This window comes from Streptomyces sp. NPDC020845 (assembly GCF_044334165.1).
Classification (GTDB): domain Bacteria; phylum Actinomycetota; class Actinomycetes; order Streptomycetales; family Streptomycetaceae; genus Streptomyces.
Genome location: NZ_JBIRSJ010000001.1, coordinates 674599 through 696659 on the forward strand (window position 1 = coordinate 674599; position 22061 = coordinate 696659).

At 70.9% G+C, this 22061-nt stretch carries 17 protein-coding genes and 1 pseudogene; 10 read left to right on the plus strand and 8 right to left on the minus strand.

The annotated features are described in order from the left end of the window. Nucleotides 1-6: 6 nt before the first annotated feature. Nucleotides 7-630: a hypothetical protein gene (locus tag ACH4U7_RS02190; RefSeq protein WP_385619711.1), complete on the minus strand. Its 624-nt coding sequence runs from the start codon at nt 628-630 to the stop codon at nt 7-9. Nucleotides 631-635: 5 nt separating this feature from the next. Further along, nucleotides 636-1349, minus strand: a complete 714-nt coding sequence (locus ACH4U7_RS02195; protein ID WP_398526112.1) for an AMP-binding protein — start codon at nt 1347-1349, stop codon at nt 636-638. Nucleotides 1350-1735: 386 nt separating this feature from the next. On the opposite strand from ACH4U7_RS02195, the gene ACH4U7_RS02200 reads away from it, so the two are divergent. The 4 genes from ACH4U7_RS02200 (at nt 1736) to ACH4U7_RS02215 (ending at nt 6022) form a co-directional block, all read left to right on the plus strand. After that, complete coding sequence (locus tag ACH4U7_RS02200) at nt 1736-2689, plus strand: LuxR C-terminal-related transcriptional regulator (RefSeq protein ID WP_398526113.1); 954 nt, start codon at nt 1736-1738, stop codon at nt 2687-2689. Between the two features lie 170 nt (nt 2690-2859). Then, nucleotides 2860-3018 (plus strand): hypothetical protein, encoded by a 159-nt coding sequence (locus ACH4U7_RS02205; RefSeq protein ID WP_358644855.1) that lies wholly within the window; start codon nt 2860-2862, stop codon nt 3016-3018. A gap of 108 nt (nt 3019-3126) precedes the next feature. Continuing rightward, a complete protein-coding gene (locus ACH4U7_RS02210) occupies nt 3127-3888 on the plus strand; it encodes a DUF6065 family protein (protein ID WP_398526114.1) in 762 nt (253 codons plus the stop codon). 19 nt (nt 3889-3907) lie between these two features. After that, on the plus strand, nt 3908-6022 hold the full coding sequence (locus tag ACH4U7_RS02215; protein WP_398526115.1) for a BTAD domain-containing putative transcriptional regulator: 2115 nt from the start codon (nt 3908-3910) through the stop codon (nt 6020-6022). A gap of 24 nt (nt 6023-6046) precedes the next feature. Here ACH4U7_RS02215 and ACH4U7_RS02220 read toward each other — a convergent pair. Further along, nucleotides 6047-7011, minus strand: a pseudogene (locus ACH4U7_RS02220) (ADP-ribosylglycohydrolase family protein). 285 nt (nt 7012-7296) lie between these two features. Here ACH4U7_RS02220 and ACH4U7_RS02225 point away from each other — a divergent pair. From ACH4U7_RS02225 to ACH4U7_RS02240, 4 genes are read left to right on the plus strand one after another with little or no spacing between them, the layout of a single operon-like run. Further along, nucleotides 7297-9771 (plus strand): hypothetical protein, encoded by a 2475-nt coding sequence (locus ACH4U7_RS02225; protein WP_398526116.1) that lies wholly within the window; start codon nt 7297-7299, stop codon nt 9769-9771. Then, a complete protein-coding gene (locus ACH4U7_RS02230; RefSeq protein WP_398526117.1) occupies nt 9764-11149 on the plus strand; it encodes a hypothetical protein in 1386 nt (461 codons plus the stop codon). The genes ACH4U7_RS02225 and ACH4U7_RS02230 overlap by 8 nt, the downstream gene beginning before the upstream one ends. A 2-nt stretch (nt 11150-11151) precedes the next feature. Beyond that, a complete protein-coding gene (locus ACH4U7_RS02235) occupies nt 11152-11751 on the plus strand; it encodes a hypothetical protein (protein ID WP_398526118.1) in 600 nt (199 codons plus the stop codon). Between the two features lie 7 nt (nt 11752-11758). Then, nucleotides 11759-12988, plus strand: a complete 1230-nt coding sequence (locus ACH4U7_RS02240; RefSeq protein WP_398526119.1) for a hypothetical protein — start codon at nt 11759-11761, stop codon at nt 12986-12988. A 72-nt stretch (nt 12989-13060) separates the two neighbouring features. Here ACH4U7_RS02240 and gndA read toward each other — a convergent pair whose 3' ends face one another. Further along, nucleotides 13061-14518, minus strand: a complete 1458-nt coding sequence (gene gndA / locus ACH4U7_RS02245) for an NADP-dependent phosphogluconate dehydrogenase (RefSeq protein ID WP_398526120.1) — start codon at nt 14516-14518, stop codon at nt 13061-13063. A gap of 181 nt (nt 14519-14699) precedes the next feature. Between gndA and ACH4U7_RS02250 the strand changes: the two genes are divergently transcribed. Next, nucleotides 14700-15287, plus strand: coding sequence for a hypothetical protein (locus tag ACH4U7_RS02250; RefSeq protein ID WP_398526121.1), 588 nt, complete (start codon nt 14700-14702; stop codon nt 15285-15287). Between the two features lie 69 nt (nt 15288-15356). Continuing rightward, on the plus strand, nt 15357-16163 hold the full coding sequence (locus ACH4U7_RS02255) for an SAM-dependent methyltransferase (RefSeq protein WP_398526122.1): 807 nt from the start codon (nt 15357-15359) through the stop codon (nt 16161-16163). Nucleotides 16164-16179: 16 nt separating this feature from the next. On the opposite strand, the gene ACH4U7_RS02260 is transcribed toward ACH4U7_RS02255, so the two are convergent. The 4 genes from ACH4U7_RS02260 to ACH4U7_RS02275 form a co-directional block, all read right to left on the minus strand. Further along, nucleotides 16180-18333, minus strand: a complete 2154-nt coding sequence (locus ACH4U7_RS02260) for a hypothetical protein (protein WP_398526123.1) — start codon at nt 18331-18333, stop codon at nt 16180-16182. Between the two features lie 218 nt (nt 18334-18551). Then, nucleotides 18552-18902, minus strand: coding sequence for a UBP-type zinc finger domain-containing protein (locus ACH4U7_RS02265; protein WP_398526124.1), 351 nt, complete (start codon nt 18900-18902; stop codon nt 18552-18554). After that, on the minus strand, nt 18899-20380 hold the full coding sequence (locus ACH4U7_RS02270; protein ID WP_398526125.1) for an ATP-binding protein: 1482 nt from the start codon (nt 20378-20380) through the stop codon (nt 18899-18901). The genes ACH4U7_RS02265 and ACH4U7_RS02270 overlap by 4 nt, the downstream gene beginning before the upstream one ends. Beyond that, a complete protein-coding gene (locus tag ACH4U7_RS02275; protein WP_398526126.1) occupies nt 20377-22053 on the minus strand; it encodes an FAD-dependent oxidoreductase in 1677 nt (558 codons plus the stop codon). The genes ACH4U7_RS02270 and ACH4U7_RS02275 overlap by 4 nt, the downstream gene beginning before the upstream one ends. Nucleotides 22054-22061: the final 8 nt, after the last annotated feature.

Genomic DNA, 22061 nt, shown 5'->3' on the forward strand with positions numbered 1-22061 from the left:
GCACGCTCAACCCTGGACTCCGGGCGGCGGAATGAACATGGGAGTCAAGGTGACGTCGGATTCCGGCAGTTGGATCGGCTCGCCGATGCGCTGCATGCCAAGCCGCTCCCACAGCAGGGCGTTCCGCTCGGACGAGGCCTCGCAGTAGCCTCCGAGATCGAGGGATACGGCGAGTCGTACCAGCTCGTCCGTGAGGGCCGTCCTGGCATCCGTCCCGCGCGCATCCGGGTGGACGGCGGCGAGCGCGACATGTCCGTGCCGCGGAAGGTCGTGCGGATAGTTGGAGTCGAGCGCTTCGATGAGCTGCAGGCAGCGTTTCTCCGCGGGGCCGGTGGAGGCTGCGATATCGGCGAGGAACGCCTCCTCGTCCTCCGCGGTGAGGGGCACTGTCCTGCCCGAGGGCGAGGGCTCCCATACGAGGACGCCACTGTGGTCCGGTGTGACGATGGCGGTCCCCTCGTGGTCCAGCATGAATTTCACCCAGGCCCGCAGAAAGCCGCGCAGATAGCGCTCCCGCTCCGGAGTCCCGGGCGGTATCAGCCAATTGACGACCGGGTCGTCCTCGAGGAAGGCCGCGGTGAGGGTGTCAACAATCGCGTCCAGATCCGTGGACGTCTTCACTTCGTTCACTTTCATCACTTTCCATCTGCGGTTCGCGATACAGCGGGAAGCCTGACCGCGCACTGTTGCCAGACGCCGGTCAGCCAGTCGGCGGCGATCCCGATCGGGGCGTCCTGTGCGTTCCCGCCGCCCTGCCCGCCCTTTGGCGGGGCGTCATCGGATGATTCCTTTGCCTGCTGAGGGGCGAGGGTGTACGACGGGCTGACCGTCGGCTCCCGGAACCCCGTGGGGGCAGAGCGCCGCGTGAATGCGTACGGCGGAGGGGGCCAGGTGGGGGTCTCGGGGGAGTACGGCAGGAAGAGGGTGGGGTCGTCCGGCCGCTCCGCCCGGCGCTCGGTCGCCTCACCGGCGGACAGCTGGGCATAGAGCAACGGCCGCTCGCCGACGCACTCCGCGCACAGGTCGAAGAGCCGTTCATCGGCGATGACCTGACGCGGCAGGCACGACGCATGAAGAGAGGCCAGACGTTCCCGGTAGGCATCGGTCCGGGTCGGCAGGGCGGGTGGGAAGACGGGGACCGGGATCACCCCGGCCCGCTCCATTCCCAAGAAGGCGGTGATGAACTCACGCTGGTCCGAGAGCATGAGAATGGCGCGGTCCCCTGGCGTGAAGCCGGCGGCGGCGACCCCTCTGCCGATACCCTCGGCAGCCTCTTTGAGATCGGCGAAGCTGAGAAATTCGGCCGACTCTCCTGAGACAAACGTGAACCCTCGGGTAGTAGACAACATTCTACTAATGACACGAGACAAGCTCACGTAACGGAAACCTCCACCTGTGTGTTCTCCGGGCCGGGAGAACAGTTACCCGATAAGGCACTCGGCAATTCCAGTGGCGTGCCGCTGAACGTATCAACGCAACCAATCGCGAACATACAGCGGCCGGTGTAGCAGTAACTGCACTCTCTGCGGATGCCCGTCATCCACCCTCGACCGTATTCGGCCCCCGTGTACTCCCAGGCGGTGAGCCGGGCCGGGCTCGGCCGACTGGTCGAAGGGAAGCCGAAGAAAAAGGGGAAGCGATAATTCCGAACATTGCCGCAGGTGGGAAGGGGTTTGTGGCCCGCCGACCGGCCAGGCGGAGGTATGCGGCCAGGCGCTTCGGGCTACCGCGCGGAGTGGAAACCGGCCTGGTGGGCCGATGGGCGTACCGCGATGGACGACGGCCATCCGCGTCTTTCATCACCTGTTCACCCGTTGACCTGGAAGGCCTGGATTCCGCCGACTTACGCGTAATCAGCGACCTGCGCGGTCAGTTTTTCCTTGCGTGTGTCACCGGTGCATGCAAGGGTTTCTGGTGTCTGGTCGGCCGGTTCGGCCCGGAGGAGGAACATTTGATCAGCGGGGGAGACAGTGATGTGGTGGCGGGTGCGGAGACCACATTACTCATCGCGGATGCGCACCCCTGGACAAGGCTGGGGCTTTCCGCACTGTTGAACGCGGTGCCGGGGCTGAGCGTGGTGGCTCAGGCCGCAGACAGTGAAACAGCTTGTGCGCTGGCCGAGGGTGCCAAACCGGATATCGTCATCATCGACACCGATTTCCCGGATCTCGGCGGGGCGGAAACCATCCAGCGCATCTTGGAGGCGGACCCCGAGGACCCGCCGACCGCCCTCCTCGTCACCTCGACAGTCGATGACAATGACATATACGCGGCCCTCCACGCAGGTGCTCGCGGAATTCTCCTGAAGAACATCCCGCCGGAGCAGATGACCGCGGCCGTCACGGCCGCCGCCCGCGGCAATATGGTGTTCTCGCCCGGCGTCATGTCACGTCTGGTCGACATCTGCACCCATCGCACCACGCCGGTCGAATACGACGGTTCGAGACTGGCCACGCTCACCATGCGCGAGGCCGAGGTACTCAAGCTGGTCGCCAAGGGGTACGGGAACTCGACTGTCGCCAAGATTCTGCACATCAGCGAAGCGACGGTGAAGACACATCTCAACCGCGCCATGGGGAAGCTGGAAATCAGCAGCAGGGCCCAAGCCGTCGCGCTGAGCTATGAGTTCGGCCTGGTGATACCGCGGCAGCGGGTCGCGGGCCCGATGTCGAACGCCAACAGCGCATAAGCGCCGAAACGACCCGGATTCGGTCGTGGTGCTCGCCGGCTTCGCCGACCCGTCCGGACCTCTGGCGCCGGGGTCGGAGGCAAAAAGAAAGTGTTTTCGAAGCGGACGCGAAGTGTCGTGCGCAAGCATGGTCGGGCAAGCCCTGGTACACCACCGTAGGAGGATTTGTCATGGGGAACGGAAAGACGACCGAAAAGGCCCCGGTTTCCGGCCTGGAGACCGCTGTTCTGCGGGACGCCCTGGTGGTCCCGGTCCGGATGAGCCTCGGATGGCCGGCCGCGCGCAGCTCTTCGGAACTCGTCGACGCGGTGCGTGGCGCCCAGCGCTGACCACGCACTTGGGACGGCCTTGGGCGCCGCGCGGCGCCCAAGGCCGGACGGTCCGCAGGCGCTTGGGGAAGCTTGAGGAACCTTGAGGAAGAAGGCAACACCCGGCTCATGACGCTCTTCTCGTTCCGCTCCTGCTTCGACGGAGCCGTGCCGCCGACGGTGGCCGACCCCGCGGCGCTCGGCACCGCCGCGTTCCGCGCCGTCTCCTACTGTGAACCGTTCCGCGCCGCCTCGGCGTACGGCTGGTACCTCTACCCGCCGCTGGACTGCTTTGTGAAGTGGGACGGGGCCTCCTTCCGCTGGCTCGCCGAAGGCTGCCCCGACTGGCTGCCGCTCACCGAGGTGGCGGCCCAGACCATGCTGCGCGTGCGGGACGGCGAGGCGCCCGACGACGACCCCGTGCTCGGACTGCCGGTCTTCTCCGCCGCGCCCGAACCCGGGCTGCTCCAGGTGTGGACGGGCCTGGTCGCGCGCACCCCGCCGGAGTGGAGCCTGCTGGTGCGGGGCGTGCCGAACCTGCCGGGCAGCCTGACGTACGAGGTACAGGACGGGCTGCTCGAATCCGGCTGGTGGCACGGACCGCTCATGGGCAACCTGCGGTTCCGCCGCACCGACGAGGTGGTCCGACTCTCCCGCAGGTACCCGCTGTTCGCCGTGCAGCCGGTGCCGTCCGAGGCGTATCAGAGCCGGACGCTGCGTCAAATGGAGTTCGTACCGGCCGACTCCGACAGCCTCTCGGAGACCCGGCAGATGATCGCCGACGCTCTCTCGGTCCGGGATGATGACCGGCCGGGCGGCTACCGCCGCGAGGTGGCGCGCCGGCGGCGCGGAGACGAGACGCCGGACGCCAAGGCCGCATCGCCGCAGTAGCCGAGGACGAGAACGCACGATGCGCTACCAGCTCCTGGGCCCCGTGACGGCCACCGGCCCGGAAGGCCCCGTGCCCGTGGCCGGGCCCAAACGACGGGCGGTGCTGGCGGCCCTGCTGCTGAACGCCAACCGGGTGGTGTCCGAGAGCCGGCTGTCCCATCTGGTGTGGGGGAACGACCCGCCGCCCAGCGTCCGCGGACAGATCCACGTCCACGTGTCGGAGCTGCGGAAACTGCTGGGCCGTGGCGCCATCCTCCGGCAGGCGCCGGGCTACCTCATCGTGGTGGGGCCCGGTGAACTCGACCTGCACGTCTTCGACGAGGCCGTGGCACGGGCCCCGGAAGAACTCGAAGCCGACCGCCCCGAGCAGGCCGCCGAACGGCTGCGCGCCGTGTTGGACACCTGGCGCGGACCGGCGTTGGGCGGGGTGACCGAATCGCTTCGCGCGCTGGAGGTACCCGGGCTGAACGAGCGGCGGCTGAGCGCCCTGGAGGACTACTTCGACGCCCGGCTCGCCGCCGGCCGGCATGTCCACACCGTCGGCGAGCTCCAGCAGGAGGTCGGCCGTCACCCGTTCCGGGAGCGGTTGCAGGTGCAGCTGATGCTGGCGCTGCACCGGTGCGGCCGTACCCCGGAGGCCCTTCAGGTGTACGCGAACACCCGCGCCCGGCTCGCCTCCGAGGTGGGCATCGAACCGGGCCGCTCGCTCCGCGACACCCATCTGCGGCTGCTGCGCGACACCACCGGATGCGGGACGGCCAACACGGCCGGGTGCGCCCCGGACCCCGGCGTCCCGGCCCCGGTACCGACCGCCATCTCAGTCGGCGCATCGGACGGCCGCGGACCACTCGTCGAACAGGCGCTGGTGCCCCGGCAACTGCCGCCTGATGTCCCGCTGTTCGTCGGCCGAAGTGAGCAGCTGGCGTATCTGGACGGCCTGCTCGCGGCCACGGCGACCACCACCGTGGTCGCCGCGATCGGCGGCGGCCCGGGGGTGGGCAAGACCTCGTTCGCGGTGCACTGGGCCCACCGGGTCCATGACCGGTTCCCCGACGGCCAGCTGTATGTGCCCCTGCGCCAGGGCGGGCCGGACGCCCCGGCGCTGGACCCGGCGGAGGCGGCGGCCACCGTGCTGGAGGCGTTCGGCGTGCCCGCGCCGCGGATCCCGGCCGGCCGGGCCGCCCGGCTCGGCCTCTACCGCAGTGTGCTGGCCGGCCGGCGGGTGCTCATCGTGCTGGACGACGCCCAGGACGCCGACCAGGTACGGCCGCTGCTGCCGGGCGTACCCGGCTGCCTCGTCGTGGTCACCAGCCGCACCCGGCTGGTCGGCCTGGTCGCGGCCGAGGGCGCCTGGCCCGTCACCCTCGACCTGCTGTCGGCCCGTGAGGCCCGTGAGTTCCTGGCCCACCGCCTCGGCGCGGCCCGGGTGGCGGCCGAACCGGAGGCGGCCGGCCAACTCGGCGAGGTGTGCGCCCGGCTTCCGCTCGCCCTCGCGGTGGTGGCCGCCCGCGCCGCCACCTGTCCGCACTTCCCGCTGGGCGCGGTGGTCGAGGAGTTGCGGGACGACTGTGTGGGCCTGGACGCGCTGGACAGCGGAGACCCGGCCACCGACCTGCGCGCGGCGTTCGCCCGGTCGTACCGCTCCCTCAGCCCGCCCGCCGCCCGGCTGTTCCGTCTGCTCGGCCTCCATCCGGGGCCGGACGTCACCCAGGCCATCGCCGCCGGGCTGCTCGGCGAACCGGTACGGCGGGCCCGCGCGCTGCTCGCGGAGCTGAGCCGGGCCCATCTGGTGACCGAAGACGCCCCGGGCCGCTACCGTGGCCACGATCTGCTCCGCGCCTACGCCCTCGAGCTCACCCTGGTCCACGACACCGACGAGGACCGCCGGGCCGCCCTCCACCGACTGCTCACCCACCCGCCGCACCCCGCCCACCGGGCGGCCCGGCCGCTCCCCGTCCCGGCGCCCACCCCGGCCGAACCCGCGCGCCCGGCCGTGGCTTCACCTCGTCTCCTGCCACCGACGGGACCACCGGCGGGACCACCGGCGGGACCGCCGGCGCCGGGGCAGGACGGCGCCGACGGCCAGGTGGTCGTGACGGCCGCGAGCCTGGGGCCCTGCGGCGGCGAGCCATAGCCGGCCGAGCGCGGCGCGGCCGTCTTACGCCGAGCGGCCCTCCGCGTCGTGCGGCTCGGATCGGGCAACGAGGCGGCGGACGAGGCCGAGGAGTTCCGGTAGCCGCAGCGGGGGCTGCCGGAGCCCGGCAGGGGGACATGAAGCGGCTCGGTCCAGCGGCTCGGGATCGCCTCCAGCCCGTAGCACGCGCCGGCGAGACCGCCGGTCACCGCGGCGACGGTGTCGGTGTCACCGCCGAGGTCGATCGCGGCGCGCACCGCCTCCTCGTAGCTTCCGGTGGTGCGCAGCGCCCAGACGGCGGAGCCCAGACAGGGCCAGACGGCGCCGTTGAACTCGGTGGCCTGATCCGGGTGCCAGCCACGGTCGAGGACGACGGCGTACCGGTCCCGGTGGTCCGGGTGCACCAGGTCCAGGACGTCCGGGAGCGCCGCCAGAGGGTCGCCGCCGTCGAGTGCGATGCGTACGAGTTCATGGAAGACGGCAGTGCCTTCCCAGGCGGCGCGGTAGCCATGGGTGAGGGCGGCGATGCGGCGGGCGGCGTCCATGGTGGCCTGCTGTCCGTCGCGGGCGTAGCGGACCGCCGAGGTGGACGCCCGCATCACAGAGCCGTTGCCGGCCGCCCGCAGATTGATCTGGAAGTGGACGGCCGCGGCCAGGTCCCAGGGCAGACCGTTGGTCAGCACGTCTTCGGTCTGCAGGCCGATGTCCTTGGGCCCGGCCGCGGCCCACCGCTGAAAGCGGGCGAAGATGTCCGGCAGGTCCAGCTCGCCCCGCTCGATCAAGGACTCCGCGACCAGGACCGCCATCTGTGTGTCGTCCGTGGCCTCGCCCCGGTCCCAGCCACCGCCCCCGCACATCTCGCCACCGACACCGCACGCCGGGAACCGGGCGGAGAACGCTCCCGCCGGGCCGAACTCGAACGGGGCTCCCAGCGCGTCGCCCACCGCCGCGCCGACGACCACACCGGCCGCCTGTTCCTTCCCACTCACGTGATCAGAGTACTCAGGCCGAAGGGTGTGGTGTTCGGGCCGAAGAGTGCGTTGTGCAAGACGGATGCCACCGCATATGTACGAACCCAGGACGATCTTATGTACTGAATTCACATAGGACTCACTCATCCGGAATACATGCATCCCGCCGCTATGTCCGTTACCGCGCCCTATTATCGCCACTGGTTCGGTAATTCGCTTGAGACTGACGGGGGAAGCGTGACACTGACCGATCATCAAGCATGGACACCCACCTCCCCATTCCGCTCCGAAGAGCGGGGGAGCGTGTCCGACGAGGAAGAATGGACCGAGGCGCCGTCCGCGTCGTATCTGGACAGCCCGTTCAGAGGCGCCGCCCGGGACACCGGGCGCGGGCCCGTGGACGCGCACAGCGAGGCGGTGCGCGAACTGCTCGCCGAGCTCTACTCGGACGAGATGGAAGAAGCCCTCTCCGAACTGCTCGAGGAGACCGCGGCGTTGCACGCCGAGCATGCGGCCGCCCTCGTGGGCGCCTCGGCCTCGGAGGCGGCGGAGCAGCCGGTGCGCGAGCGGCTGGAGGCGCTGGCCGATCAGGCGGAGCGGTACTTGGAGGCGCTGGCCGAGGCCGCCGGGGAGGCGGATACGCGTTCGCTCACCGAGGCCGAGCTGGAGAGCGTCTTCGAGTCGGTGGCGCCGCCGGCCGCGCTGGGGGAGTCGCCCGCCTTCGAGCAGTTCTTCGGGGCACTGAAGAACTTCGCGAAGAAGGCCGTGAGCGGCGCGGTGAATCTGGCGAAGAAGGGCGTCCAGGCCGTCAAGACGGGTGTGCAGGCGGTGGCCAAGGTGATGCCCATCGGGCTGATCCTGCGCCAGCTGCGCCCGATCGTCCAGCCGCTGCTGACGCGGGTGCTGAAGATCGGCATCGGCCGGCTGCCCGCCCCGGTCCGCCCGATCGCCACCCAGCTCGCCCGCCAGTTGCTGCGCGAGGCGCCGATGACGGAGGCCGAGGAGGCCGAAGCGTCCGAGTCGGCCGAGAGCCACGCCCCGGCCGCCCAGGCGCTCGGCGCGGAGCCGACGCCCGCCGCCCTGCTCAGCCTGGAACTCGCCGGGGCCACTGCCGGTCTGCTGCTGGCGCGCGACGAGAGCGAGGGCGAGGCATGGGCCGCGGAGGCGGCGCAGTCCCTGTCCGGCGGGGCGGGCGAGGCGTACGGGCGGCAGAGCCCGGCCACCGAGGCCGAGGCGCTGGCCGAGGCCCGGGAGCGGTTCACCGAGGCGCTGAGCCGACTGCCGGACGGCGGTGATCCGCGGCCCGCGCTGGAGGAGTTCCTGCCGGTGGTGATGGCCGCGCTGCCCATCGTGCGCAAGATCATCCAGATCGCCGGGCGGCAGAACGTCGTCGGGGCGCTGTCCAATCTGCTCGCCGCGCTCATCGGCAAGTTCACCGGGCCGCGCAACGCCCGCATCCTGGCCACGGCGATCGCGGACACCGGCCTGAAACTCCTCAGCCTGGAGACCGCCGCGGAGGCGCCGGAGCGGCTGGCGGCGAGCGCGCTCGCCGCCACCGCCGAGGACACCGTACGGCAGCTCGCCCAGCTCCCCGCCGAGGAGTTGGAGGACCCGGTGCGCCTCGAGGTCGCCGCGGGCAAGGCGTTCAACGTCGCCGCCGCCGCGAACATCCCCTCCACCCTCCTGCGCGAGGACCTGGAGGAGACGGAGGCCCGCGGGGTGAAGGGCATGTGGGTGCCGCTGCCGCGCGGCGCCAAGGGGCAGCTGCGCTACAAGAAGTACTCGCGCGTCTTCGAGGTGGAGGTCGGCGCCAAACAGGCCGCCACGCTGCGCACCGGCGGCGGGACACCGCTGGCCACGGTGTTGCGCGACCAGTTCCGGGTGCGCGCCTTCCCGGTCCGACTGAAGATCCATCTGTACGAGGCCGGCGCCCACACCTGGGCGCGCCAGATCCAGGCCGCCGAGCAGCGCGGCGCCGGCCGCGGCGGCGCCCGGCTGCTGGCCCTGCTCCCGCTCACCCGGCAGGCCGCCGACTCGCTCCTCGGCCACCCCGGGCTCGGCATGGCGCAGGTCCCGAAGGTCGTCAAGGGGCGCCAACTGCCCAGGGGGGTAAGGCTGTACGGCATCGAGCTCGCCGACCGGCAGTCGGGCTCGGACCGGGCCCGGGCCGCGGGCGGTGGCGCGGAGGCGCCCGAGCAGCTGCGCAGGCCCACCGAGGCGCGGGTCACCGTGGACGCCCGGGCCGGCCAGGAGAGCCTGACCATCGCGCTCCACCTGGCCGAGGAGCGGGCGCAGGAGATCTTGCGGTCGGCGGGCACACCGCCCGCCGTGGGCCCCTTCCTCGGCGCTCTCGCCTCCGCGCTGGCCGAGTCCACGGCGACGGCGCTGCTCGGCGGCGAGGGCCGGAGCGTGCGGGTGTTCCGCGAGGCGCATGAGCAGTCCTCCCATCTGTCCCCGGCGGACGAGGGCGAGGAGTTGGTCTCGTCGCTCCCGCCACGGCTGCGCGAGGCCATCGCGGAGGGGCTGAAGCGGGCCGCGGGCCAGGCGTTCGCGCAGTACTTCAAGGGCCGCGTCGACGAGTTCGTCCGCGCGCTGCAGGATCCGCGGGACGGGGTCACGCTGGTCGTCACCCTGCCCGGTGCCCCGCTGGTCGGGATCGTCACCGGCATCCTGGGGCGCCGGCTGCCCTCCCGGTCCGAGGTGTCCCGGGCCATCGGCGCGCTGGCCGCCGAGCCCGCCGCCAAGGTGGAGGTCAAGGCGGGCCGCCACCGTGGTTGACACGCTCCGGCCGAGACCTAGAGCGGTACCGGTCGAGGCACCTCCGCCCGCCGCCGTGCACGACGGCGCGGCGGCTCCGCCGGGGCCCGCCAACACCGCCACCGCCACCGCCACCGCAGCGCAGGAGGGACCGGACACGGCGGCGCTGCGTGTCCAGACCGCCCGGCAGCTCGCACACTGGACCGCCGCCACCGAGGGCCTGGCCCAGCCGGAGAACTTCGCTTCGGCAGCGGCCTGGGCCTCGCTGGAACACCGGCTCGGCCTCGCCCTGCGCTCCGAACTGCAGCGCGCCGTGGACCGGCTGCGCCCGAAGACACGCGCGCTCGCGGGCGCGCTGGCCCGGGCCCGTACGGTCGAGGAAGTGCAGGCCGTGCGCCGGGGCGTGGTGGCGGTGCGCCGCGACATCCAGCGGGTGGAGACCGTCGCCGACTTCTACGGCGACGCCGTCAACACCCGTACCGGGCAGCGGCTGGCCGCACTGCTGCGCGCCTGCGACTATCTCGCCGTCCGTAGCATGACGGCGGTCCTGCCGCGCCTCGGGCAGCCCGTGCCCGAAGTGCTCACCTACATCGACAAGGGGATGGGGGCCTCGATCCTCCGCGCGGGGGTGCGGCTGTGGGATCCGGCCGCCATCAGCCCGGTGGCCGCCATCAAGATCACCCGGCACAATCTGCTCCGGCCGACCGCGCTCATCCACGAGACCGGCCACCAGGTCGCGTTCCAGCTCGGCTGGAACGAGGAACTGGCCCGCGCGCTGCACACCGCCGCCCGCCCGGGCGGCGAGGACGTCGCCGACGCCTGGGCACGGTGGGCGCAGGAGATCGCCGCGGACGCGTACGCCTTCGCGCACACCGGCTACGCGGCGCTGGCCGCCCTGCACGACGTCATCGCGGGACCGCCGCAGGCCGTGACCACCATCCTGGTGGGCGACCCGCACCCGCCCGCGTATCTGCGCGTCCTGCTCTCCACCGCGATGTGCCGTGACTGGTACGGCAGCGGGCCCTGGGACGACATGGAGCGCGCCTGGCTGCGCTCGTACCCGCTCGACGACCTGCCGACGGAGCGCCGGGACGCGCTGCGGCGGGCCGTACCGGTGATCCCCCGGCTGGCGCGCGCGTGTCTGCGCCAGTCCGCGTCCGCCTTCCGCGGACGGTCGCTCGCGGAGCTGCTGGACCCCGGCCGGGTGTCGCCCGGCGAGCTGGCCGCCCTGGCCCGACGCGGCGGGCCCGCGCTCTACACATCCGACTACTGGGCCGATGCGGAACCACTCCGGATTCTCGCCCTGGGCTGCCTGCGGCTGTCACTCGACGGCCCGGACGCACAGCAGGCACGCGCGGAGTTCGAGAACTGGCTGCTGGCGCTCGGCAGGAAAGGCTGACCATGACCAACACGAACACACCCAAACCGATCGCCGGCACAACCAAATCGATCGAGTCAGGCAATGCCATAGCCGTCGTGGCCGAACCGGCCCCCAACCCGCTCCAGCAGATCGTCGACCAGCTGCGCCTGCTGCCGCGGCGGCTGGCCCGGCAGGAGCTCACCGACGAGGAGAAGCTGGGCGCGGCCTCGTTCAACTCCCTGTACGCCGAGTTCCTGACCGCGCACGACGCCATCGCCGGGCGCAAGCCGACACCCGCGTATCCGCCGTTCGCCACCCGCTGGAGCGACGCGGTCGAGTTGCAGGCGCAGGTCATCACGCATGTGGTGAACTCACCGTCGAAGCCCGAGGCGTTCAAGGTCTCGATCAGGATCGACGGGGTGGAGAAGTACACCTACCCGGGCGGGCAGAAGCCCACCGTGGCCCCGGGCGGCTATCTCGTAGCCCCCGTGAGCATCCCGAAAGGGCCCGGCCCCTTCGCCGTCACCGGCAGCGTCGTCTACAAGGACACGGCGGGCGAGACCCGGACGTACAGCCCGGACGCGACGGTCTCCCGCCGCAGGCTCTCCCTGCCCGCCGATGTCCTGACTCCCGAGAGGTGACCGACCCGTGTTTATGCAACTCGCCGGCGCCCTGCTGGCGGCTTCCCAGCCCAAGAAGACATTCGCGCAGGTGGCGGAGTTCATCTCGCGGCAGACGGCGGGCGATCTGGCCTCGCTGATCGAGGCGACCTGGCAGCAGAAGAGCGAGTCCTTCCCCGTACGGGACCCCGCGTACGCCCGCGAGGCCCAGGAGAACGCGAGACGAGTGCTGACGAGCTTCCAGGGCACCGAGCTGCCGCTGCCGGAGAAGACCGACCATCTCGTCTACGCCTACATGCTGGAGAACACCCGGATCCTGGAGATCTTCCGCCGCATCCTGGTGTCCTTCTTCAACACGGAGAACTTCAACACACCGTCCGCCGAGACCCTGCAGTGGCTGGACCAGACCGAGCGGCTGTTCTTCCGCGACCCCGGCCCGTTCTCCGTGCTCGCCGTCACCGGCGAGCTGCGGCCCGACGCGGACGCCGTCCGCCGCAACGCCTACCACCGGCTGCTCGGGCTCGATCTGAACCACGGCCGTGGCGGTAAGCCCGGGGCGTATCCGTACCACCGCACCGATGTCGCCAACAACCGCTTCCCGGTGCTCTTCGGGCAGCTGCTGGAGGAGGTGTCCATCGGCATCCAGCACTCCAGCAACACCTCGGGCGCCAATCCGACGGACGACTTCCGCATCCAGGACCTGGTCCAGGAGATCGGGGACGTCATGCTGGACCGGCGCGGCCCCTCGCAGGCGGGGCTTGCGCACGAGGAGTTCGTCGCGGTGACCTTCCTGTCCTGGCTGCACCTGGCGGTCAGCTGGGAGAGCCCGGTGGTGCGGGACCTGCGGGCCACCGCCAGCACCCCGCATGAGCGGCTGCGGCGGCTCGGCGCCCGGGTCAAGCTGGACGCACACCAGGACTCGCGGTCGTTCCTGCAACTCGGGCCGGATGTCTCGCTGCTGCTGTACTCGATCGAACGGAGGCTGGAGCCGACCCAGCAGCCGGAGTACTTCTACACCCGCGGTTCGCAGCTGCGCCCGGTCATGGACCGGATCATCCACCACTGGTCCCATGTCACGGGCACCAACATCCGCTCCCGCGCCACCCGTCTGGACCCCGGCACCGTACGGGCGCTCGGCAACGCGAGCGTGATCGCCTCGGCGCCCGCGTCGGTGGGCACCGGGGCGTCGGGAAGCCTCCACGGCGCGGCGATGCCCGCCGCGCGCAGCGGCGTCAAGGACCCGATGCCGCTGCGCTGATCGCGGTGCGGCGGACGACGGGTGCGGCTCCGGACGGCGATGTCCGGGGCCGCACCCGGGGGGCCCTGAGGTTCAGTCGGTGGTCTCCGGGCGGTCGGGGTGGGACCAGTGGGTGTGGAAGGTGCCGGGGCGGTCGGTGCGCCGGTAGGTGTGGGCGCCGAAGTAGTCGCGCTGGCCCTGGAGAAGCGCGGCGGGCAGGCGGTCGGCGCGCAGGGTGTCGTAGTAGGCGAGGGCCGCGGAGAAGGCGGGGACGGGGATGCCGCGGCGGGCGGCAGAGGCCACGATCTCGCGCCAGGGCACCTGGGCGTCGGTGATCTCCGCGGCGAAGGACTTCTCGCCGACCAGGCTGACCAGCTCCGGATCGGCGGCGTACGCGGCGCGGATGCGGTCCAGGAAGGAGGCGCGGATGATGCAACCGCCGCGCCAGATCCGGGCGACCGCTCCCAGGTCGATCTTCCAGCCGTACTCGGCCGCCGCGTCCTGGATCATCTTCCAGCCCTGGTCGTACGCGATGACCTTGGAGGCGTACAGGGCGTGCTCGACCTGTGCGGTGAACCGCGCGGCCTCGGAGCGGCTGAGCGGCGGTGTGGTGCCGCCGGGCAGACCGCGGTAGGCGGCGCGCAGCTCGGCCTGGCCGGAGGCGGCGCGGGCGAAGGTGGCCTGGGCGATGGCCGTGACCGGGGAGGCCAGGTCAAGGGCGGTCTGCACGGTCCAGCGGCCGGTGCCCTTCTGGCCCGCGGCGTCGGCGACGACGTCGACGAAGGGGCCGCCGGTGTCGGCGTCGGTGTGGGCGAGGACTTCGGCGGTGATCTCGATCAGATAGGAGCCGAGCCGACCCTCGTTCCAGGTGCGGAAGATGTCCGCGATCTCGGCCGGGGTGTATCCGGCGACCTGGCGGAGCAGGTCGTACGCCTCGGCGATGAGCTGCATATCGGCGTACTCGATGCCGTTGTGGACCATCTTGACGAAGTGTCCGGCCCCGTCGGTGCCGATATGGGTGGCACACGGCTCACCGTCGATCTTCGCGCTGATGGCCTCGAACATCGGGCCGAGGACGCCGTACGACTCCGCCGAGCCGCCGACCATGATGGACGGGCCGTTGAGGGCGCCCTCCTCGCCGCCGGAGATGCCGGTGCCGACGAAGTGGAGGCCGCGCTCGCGCAGTGCGGCCTCGCGGCGGCGGGTGTCGCTGAAGTGGGCGTTGCCTCCGTCGATGATCATGTCGCCGGGCTCGAGCAGCGGGGCGAACTCGTCGATGACGGCGTCGGTGGCCGCGCCCGCCTGCACCATGATCACCAGACGGCGGGGGCGCTCCAGAGCGGCCACGAACTCCTCCGCCGTCTTGGCCGGGACGAAGGTGCCCTCGTGGCCGAACTCCTCGATGAGCGCATGGACGCGGTTCACGGAGCGGTTGTGGACGGCGACGGGGTAGCCGTGGCGGGCGAAGTTGCGGGCCAGGTTGCGGCCCATGACTCCCAGGCCGGTGACGCCGAGAGAACCGAGAGAACCGAGAGAAACTGACGTGTTCATGGGGCAGTTCCTTGACTGTGGCGGGTGGTCAGGGCGCGGGCGATCCCGTGACAGCAGATACGCAGCGGCGGCCGGGACGTTTCAATGCCGACTGCGCGGCGCCCGCCCCGCTCCGGCTCACCCCGCGGACCTGGGATAATGTGCGCTCTGTCCCGGGCCTACCCCCTGACGGTCGGAGCACATGATGAGTGGCGAAAGCGGCACCTTCTCCCAGCGCGTATCCCGCCTCGGGGAGCGGCGGCGGGCCCAGTACGCGCCGCTGTTCGACGGCCGGCCCGAGGTCGCGATCGCCAATACGCAACTCCTGCCCGACCAGGCCATCCAGCTGGCCACCGCCTACGGCTACCGCTACGCCCGCACCCTGGGCAAAAAGTCCGTCCGCCGGCGGATATTCGTCCCCGACCCCGACCCGGCAGTGCGGTTCGAGGCGCTGCCGCCCGGTACGCCCTGGGAGGTGGCCGAGGCGCACCCGGCGTTCCACGGGCGCAGCGCCCGCGCCGCCCGCAACCACGCCGCGATGATCAGGGGCGAGCGCAAGCTGGTCAAGCTGGTGCCGGTCATGGCGGTGGTACTGCTGGGCGTCGTCGGGATGGTCGTACAGGCCATCGCCACCGACAAGATGGTGTTGCTGGTCCCCGCCACCTTCTTCACCCTCCTGGAGGTGGCCTTGGCGGCCATGATCCGGGCCGGATTCCGTAAACAACGGGAATTGGAAGCGGCGGCCCAGCGATTGATGCGAGAGTTTCCCCCACATGGCTTCGCGCCGTGACCTTGTGATGTGGGCGGACCGGACCGCGACATCGCGCATTCGACAGAACGGAGAGGGGCACTGTCCCGGATGAGCTGGTCGGCCGATGAGATCGACACCGGAAGTGCGCATTCCGCGCGCATGTACGACTACTTCCTGGGCGGGAAGGACAACTACCCCCCGGACCAAGAGGCGGCCGAAAAGGTGTTGGCCGTCCTGCCGCACGCCCGCACCATCGCACGGAACAACCGGTACTTCATGCGCCGATCGGCGCGCATGCTCGCCGAAGAGACCGGGATTCGACAGTTCTTAGACATCGGAACGGGAATTCCCACCTCCCCCAACCTCCACCAGGTCATCCAGGAAATCGCCCCCGAGGCGCGCATTGTCTACACGGACAACGACCCGATCGTGCTGACGCACGCCCGCGCCCTCCTCACCAGCGCCCCGCAGGGAATGACCGCCTACGCGGAGGCCGATCTGCGAGAGCCCCGCTCCATACTCACCGCCCCTGAGCTGCTGGAGACGCTGGATCTGAGCAAGCCGGTGGCGCTGATGATGATCTCAATCCTGCACTTCGTCCCCCCGGAACACGATCACTACGCCATCCTCGGCGAGCTGGTGGACGCCCTCCCCTCCGGAAGTTATCTGGCATTGACCTACGGCACCTCGGACTTCGCTCCCGAGGAGATGAAGCGCGCGGCGGACGTGTACGCGGCATCGCGGGTTCCGGTGCAGCAGCGCCCTAAGGAAGAGGTCCAACAGTTCTTCCAGGGGCTGGAGCTGGTCGAGCCGGGACTGGTCCCGATCCACCGCTGGCGTCCCGACGACCCCGCGCTCGGCAGGCTGTCGGATGCGGATGTCTCCATGTACGGCGGCGTGGCCAGAAAACCTTGAGTCAACCGTTCCGGCCCTACACGGCGCGTGCCAACCCCTCCCACCGCACGCGCCACCGGCCGCCGGACGGGAAGCCGGGCGCATCGCCCCTGGCACCGTCCCACCCGGCGGCCATCAGGGCCACGGCGTAGAGCAGCCCGCCCGCGCCCGGGAAGTACGGCGTGGCGACCCGGGAGCCGCCGAGCGGCATCCCGGCGTCGTCGAACCCGAACTTCTCATGCAGCAGAAAGTCGACGGCGCGGTCCGGCTCGCCCATCCGCGCCGCGTTCATCGCGAGCATCGGGAAGTCCCAGCCCCAGGCGGCGTCCCAGGCCCATACGTCCCACACCTTGCGGGCGGTGGCGCGCATGACCGTCGCGTCCACGTCGTGCCCCGGCAGCCAGCCGTACAGGCCGACCAGCGAAGGGTGGTCGTAGATGTACTCGGTCCACATGTCGCGCACCCCCTCGTACGCCACATACACCCCGTCCTGCACGGGCAGCGGCGCGAGGCCGTCGAGCACCGTCTGCCAGCCGGGGTCCGCGGGGCGGCCCAGCCGCTCGCGCCACCGCTGCGCAAGCCGCAGTCCAAAGCGCCAGTAGGACAGTTCGAAGGCGCCGTTCACGGTGACCTTGGGGTCACTGTTCTCGGAGACGAGATGCAGGGGCGGGCCCAGCACCTGGCGGCCCGCGTCCTCGAAGGCGTACGAGGCCATGAACTCGGCCGTGGCGAAGACGACTTCCCGCCACTTGTCCAGGGTCGCGCGGGTCGGGTGGGCCCGGTAGTCCAGTTCGGCGAGGAAGATCGGATGGGGCTGCTGCCAGAGCAGCAGCGCGTTGATCTCACCGGGCGACTGGCGGCCGCCGGGATCGGTCATCTTGGGCCAGCGCGCGCCCTGGTAACCCTGGAGCCGGGCGCGTTCCCGGGACGAGTCGAGGAGGCGTTCATAGACGCCGACGCCGCGGTCCAGCTGCGGCCAGCGGTTCCACAGCGCGTAGTGCGCGGCGTGCCACCAGTACATCTCCATATGGAACTTGCCGTACCAGCCGTTGTTGACCAGCCCGGACTCCTGGGGCGGGGTGCTGCCGGCCTCGTTGACCGCCAGCAGGTACTGGCTGAGCACCACCCGGCGCTCCAGCTCCCGCCACCGGGGATCGGCGCTCTCCGAGAGGTCGAGGGCCCCGCCGGAGCGCCAGAACGCCGGCCAGGCCCTGGCCGTGGCCGCCTCGACCGCCGTGGCGCTGGGCACCCGGGGGGAGGGCCGGGGCGCGAAGAGGAAGGTGGCCTCCAGCCGGGTGCCTCCGCCACCGCGGAGCAGATACCGGTGCGGATGGCCGTCGGCCCGCGACGGCTGTTCCCGGCCGCCCTGCCAGACGAGGCCCACGGTGTAGCGGGTGTCGTCGAGCTCATGGGTGATGTCCGCGTGGCGGGGCCCGCGGGTCCGCAGCCGTGTGGTGTGGGCATCGGGGCGGTCCCAGACGCCGACGAAGGGCGCGGAGAACTTCTCCGCCCCATTGGCGTACGGGAAGTCGATGAACACCGCGAGCCGGCCGTCGGCCACCAACGGTGAGTCGATCCGTACGGCCACCGCGTCCAGATCGGGGCCACAGCTCGTCCGCACCGTGACGGGGCTGCCCTCCAGGGTGAACCGGCTGTGCAGCGTTCCGGTCCACAGGTCCAGCCGCTGGTGGCAGCCGCTCAGATCGGCCTCGACCGCCTCGGTCCCATCGGCGCGCAGCAGCCTCAGGCCGATGCGGGCCAGGTTGATCCGATGCGGGTTCGCCCTCAGCCAGTTGGAGAGTTCCGGGTGCTGCGGATCGGGGATGTCGTAACGGACCGGCCGGCCATGGGTGTCCCAGATCTGTCCGGCGAAGTCCGACGGGGTCTGGCCGTCCGGGAGCGGATCGCTGTGCCAGCCCCAGTCGGACAGGGTGGCGAAGGGCAGAAAGGTCTGCAACCCCGTCACATCGGCGCCGAACGCCAGCTGTCCATTGCCCACCTGCAGCGGGGTCAGGGGATCGCTGGCGGTGCGGACCACGTCATGGCGCGAAACGAGTGCGTGCCGGTCGATTCCGCCCGGGCGCCGCGGCGACGTCCGGGCGACGGCGTCGCCGACCCGCCAGCCCGCGGTGACCGCGGCGGCGACTCCGGTCATGCCGGTGCGTACGAAGGTCCGACGGCTGACTGGCATGAAGGGACTCCCGCCGTGTTGCTGATTGAATCGTTTTTACAGCGAGCGCAAGCTAACAAGCCCTTCGTCTCCAGGGCAATGGTTCTGACAGCACGGACCGTGGCTTGATCCAGCCGGGGGCGACCCGGGAGTGCCGACGGCGAACGCGAAACAGGGGTCGTTGTCCGAGTACGCGTCCACCTCGGCCCCCGCCGGCAGCCCCCGGGTCACCCTGGGGGCTAGCCCAGCGTCTGCGCCCAGTTCTCGGGCACCCGCCCCGCGGGGCCGGGCACCGGCTGGTCGGCCGGGTGGCTCTCCGGCGGGGCCAGCGGCGGCCCGGACTCGTACAGCTCGGAGGTCTCGTAGTTCCAGAACCAGCCCTCGCCCGGTTCGAAGCTGCGGATCAGCGGATGCCCGGTGGCCGTGGCATGCGCGGTCGCGTGCTTCGCGGGCGAATCGTCGCAACAGCCGATGTGGCCGCACTGTGCACAGCGCCGCAGATGGAACCACCATCCGTCGGCGGCGTCACATTCGACGCAACCGGTGCCACTCGGCGGCACCGAGGGGTCTATTCCGTTCTGCGTGGTCATGAGGGCTCCTGTGAGGTACCGGACTGCGGGGTGTCGGACTGCGCGGCATCGAGGTCGGTGGCGGTCAGCGGGAGGCGCACCTGGAAGCGGGTGTCGCCCGGGGCGGACTCCAAGCGGATATCGCCGTGGTGTTTGTTGACGACGATGCGCCATGAGATGTCCAGGCCGAGCCCGGTGCCCTGACCCACCGGTTTCGTGGTGAAGAAGGGGTCGAAGACGCGGTCGCGGATATCCGCCGGAATGCCCGGCCCCGTGTCGCCGAACTCCACGAGCAGATGGTCGCCGTCGCGCGCCGTACGCACGGTCAGAGTGCCCTGGCCGTCCATGGTGTTCATCGCGCAGACCGCGTTGTCGATCAGGTTTGTCCATACCTGGTTGAGCTCGCCGGGGTATGCGGGGATCTTCGGCAGCGTGCGGTCGTAGTCCTTGACGACGGTGATGTGCGGGCCCATCTTCCCGGAGAGCATCAGCAGGGTGCTGTCCAGCAGTTCATGCACATCGGCGACCTGGAAGGGGGCCCGGTCGAGCTGTGAGTACTGCCTGGCGGCGTTGACGAGGCCCGAGACGCGGGTGGTCGAGTCCTCGATCTCGTTCATCAGGAGCTCGGTTTCGACGGTGTAGTTCAGCCACCGTATGGCCCCTGGGAGGGTGTCCTCGCCCACCGCCGCCGCCACGTTGTCCAGCCAGTCGGTGTCCAGGCCGGCCTGGACGAACGTCGGCGCGAGCCGCCATCCGTCCTCGATGCCGTGGTCGTCCAGCCAGTCGGACAGGGCGTCCTCACGGTCCGCGGTCTCCAGCGGGCTCAGGGCGGTCGCCTTGGCGACGCGCTCGGCCGTACGCTCCTGGACCTCGACGAGGATCTGCAGGGTGTCGCGCCGGTACGGGCCCGCCGCGATGGCGCCGAGCTTGTGGCGCATTCCGGCGACCCGCTCCCTGAGCGCCGAAGTGGCGCGCACCGCCGCCGCGGCCGGGTTGTTCAGCTCATGAGTGAGGCCCGCGGTCAGCGAGCCGAGAGCCAGGAGCCGTTCCCGCTGCCCGATGGCCTGCTGGGTGTTCTTGGTGCCGAAGAACAGCCCCTCCAGCAGATGGACCGCCATGGGGAACCAGTCGCGCATGATGCCGGAGAACGTCTCGGCGGGCAGCACGAAGAACCGCGACGGTTCGACGACCCGCAGCGAGCTGGTGTACACCTGCTGGACGCGATCGCCCAGATAGGCGTGGAACGCTCCCGCGTACACACCGCGGCTGGAGCTCCGGTTCACCTCCACGTCCTGGGTGCCGACCCGGCTGGAGAGCACGAGCGTGCCCTCGAGCAGCACATAGAAGCAGGTGGCCGGGTCGCCTTCGGCGTACACCGGTCCCGGTTCGAACCCCTGCACCCGGCCGTCGCGGCACAGCCGCGCAAGCTGCTCGGGGGACAGCTTCTCGAACAGGAACAGGGAGCCGATCTCCTCCGGGTCGCAGCGCAATCCGTTCATGACTGCTCCAGATACCGGTGCACCAGCATGACCGCCATGGCTCCCTCTCCGACGGCGGAGGCGACGCGCTTGGCGGACTCGGCCCGAGCGTCTCCCGCCACGAACACCCCGGGGACGTTGGTCTCCAGATGGTATGGCGGCCGGTCCAGCTCCCAGCCGGCCGGCGGGCGCCCGTCGGGGGTCAGATCGGGGCCGGTCAGAATGAATCCGCGGGAGTCCCTGAGCACGGCGTCGCCCAGCCAGTCGGTCAGCGGGGCCGCGCCGATGAACACGAACATCCACTGGGCGTCGATGAGCTCACTGTGGCCGGTCGTGGTGTCGCGCAGGGTGAGCCGCTCCAACTGGCGCGCGCCATGGGCGGCCTCGACCACCGTGTTCGTACGCACCGAGATCGTGGGCGCGTCCGTGACCTGCTGGATGAGATAGTGCGACATCGAGGACGACAGGGACTCCCCGCGCACGACGAGGGTGACCGACTTGGCGCCCCGGGCCAGATACATCGCGGCCTGGCCGGCGGAGTTCGCGCCACCGACGATATAGACGTCATGGTTCTGGCAGGCGGTCGCCTCGGTCAGCGCGGAGCCGTAGAACACCCCGCACCCGGTCAGATCGGCCACCCCGGGCGCCTCCAGCTCCCGGTACGACACGCCGGTGGCGAGGATCACGGCGTGTGCGGCGATCGCGGAGCCGTCCGAGAACCGGACGATGCGCGCCGCGCCGTTGACCTCCAGCCCGGTGACCTCGCGCGCGGTCAGTATCTCGGCGCCGAACTTCGCCGCCTGGCGGCGGGCCCGGTCCGTGAGCTGCGCCCCGGACACGCCGTCCGGAAAGCCGAGGTAGTTCTCGATCCGTGAGCTCTGACCCGCCTGGCCACCGGTCGCCGACCGCTCCACCAGGACCGTCCGCAGCCCCTCGGAGGCCCCGTACACGGCCGCCCCGAGCCCGGCGGGTCCGCCGCCGATGATGACGAGGTCGTAGAAGTCGGCCGCCGGTGTCGTCGCCAGACCCACATGGGCGGCGAGGTCCCGGTCCTCGGGCTCGACGAGCGCGGTGCCGTCCGGGGTGATCACGAGCGGCAGCCGCAGTCCGTCCTCGCCCGCCGCGGAGAGCAGCCGCCGCCCTTCCGGTTCATCGGATGAGTACCAGCGGTACGGCACCTGGTTGCGGGCCAGGAATTCCCGTACGTCCGATGAGCGCGCCGACCAGCGGTGTCCGACGACCTTGGTGGTGAACACCGGCCGGTGCTCGCTGGTCCGCCAGGCCTCCAGCAGATCGTCCAGGACCGGGTAGAGCTTCTCCTCGGGCGGGTCCCACGGTTTGAGCAGGTAGTGGTCGAGGTCGACGACATTGATCGCGTCGATGGCCGCATCGGTGTCCGCGTAGGCCGTCAGCAGCACACGGCGGGCACCGGGGTAGATGTCGAGTGCCTGCTCCAGAAACTCGATGCCGTTCATCCGCGGCATGCGGTAGTCGGCGAGGATCACCGCGACGGCGTCCCCCCGCAGCTTGAGTTCCCGCAGCGCGTCAAGGGCGGACTCCCCGCACTCCGAGCGCACCACGCGATACTCTGCGCCATAGCGTCGCCGCAGGTCGCGGGCTACGGAACGGGACACTCCAGGGTCGTCGTCCACGGTCAGGATGATGGTCCGCGCTGTGTCTGCGGCCTGTGCCATGCGTCTCC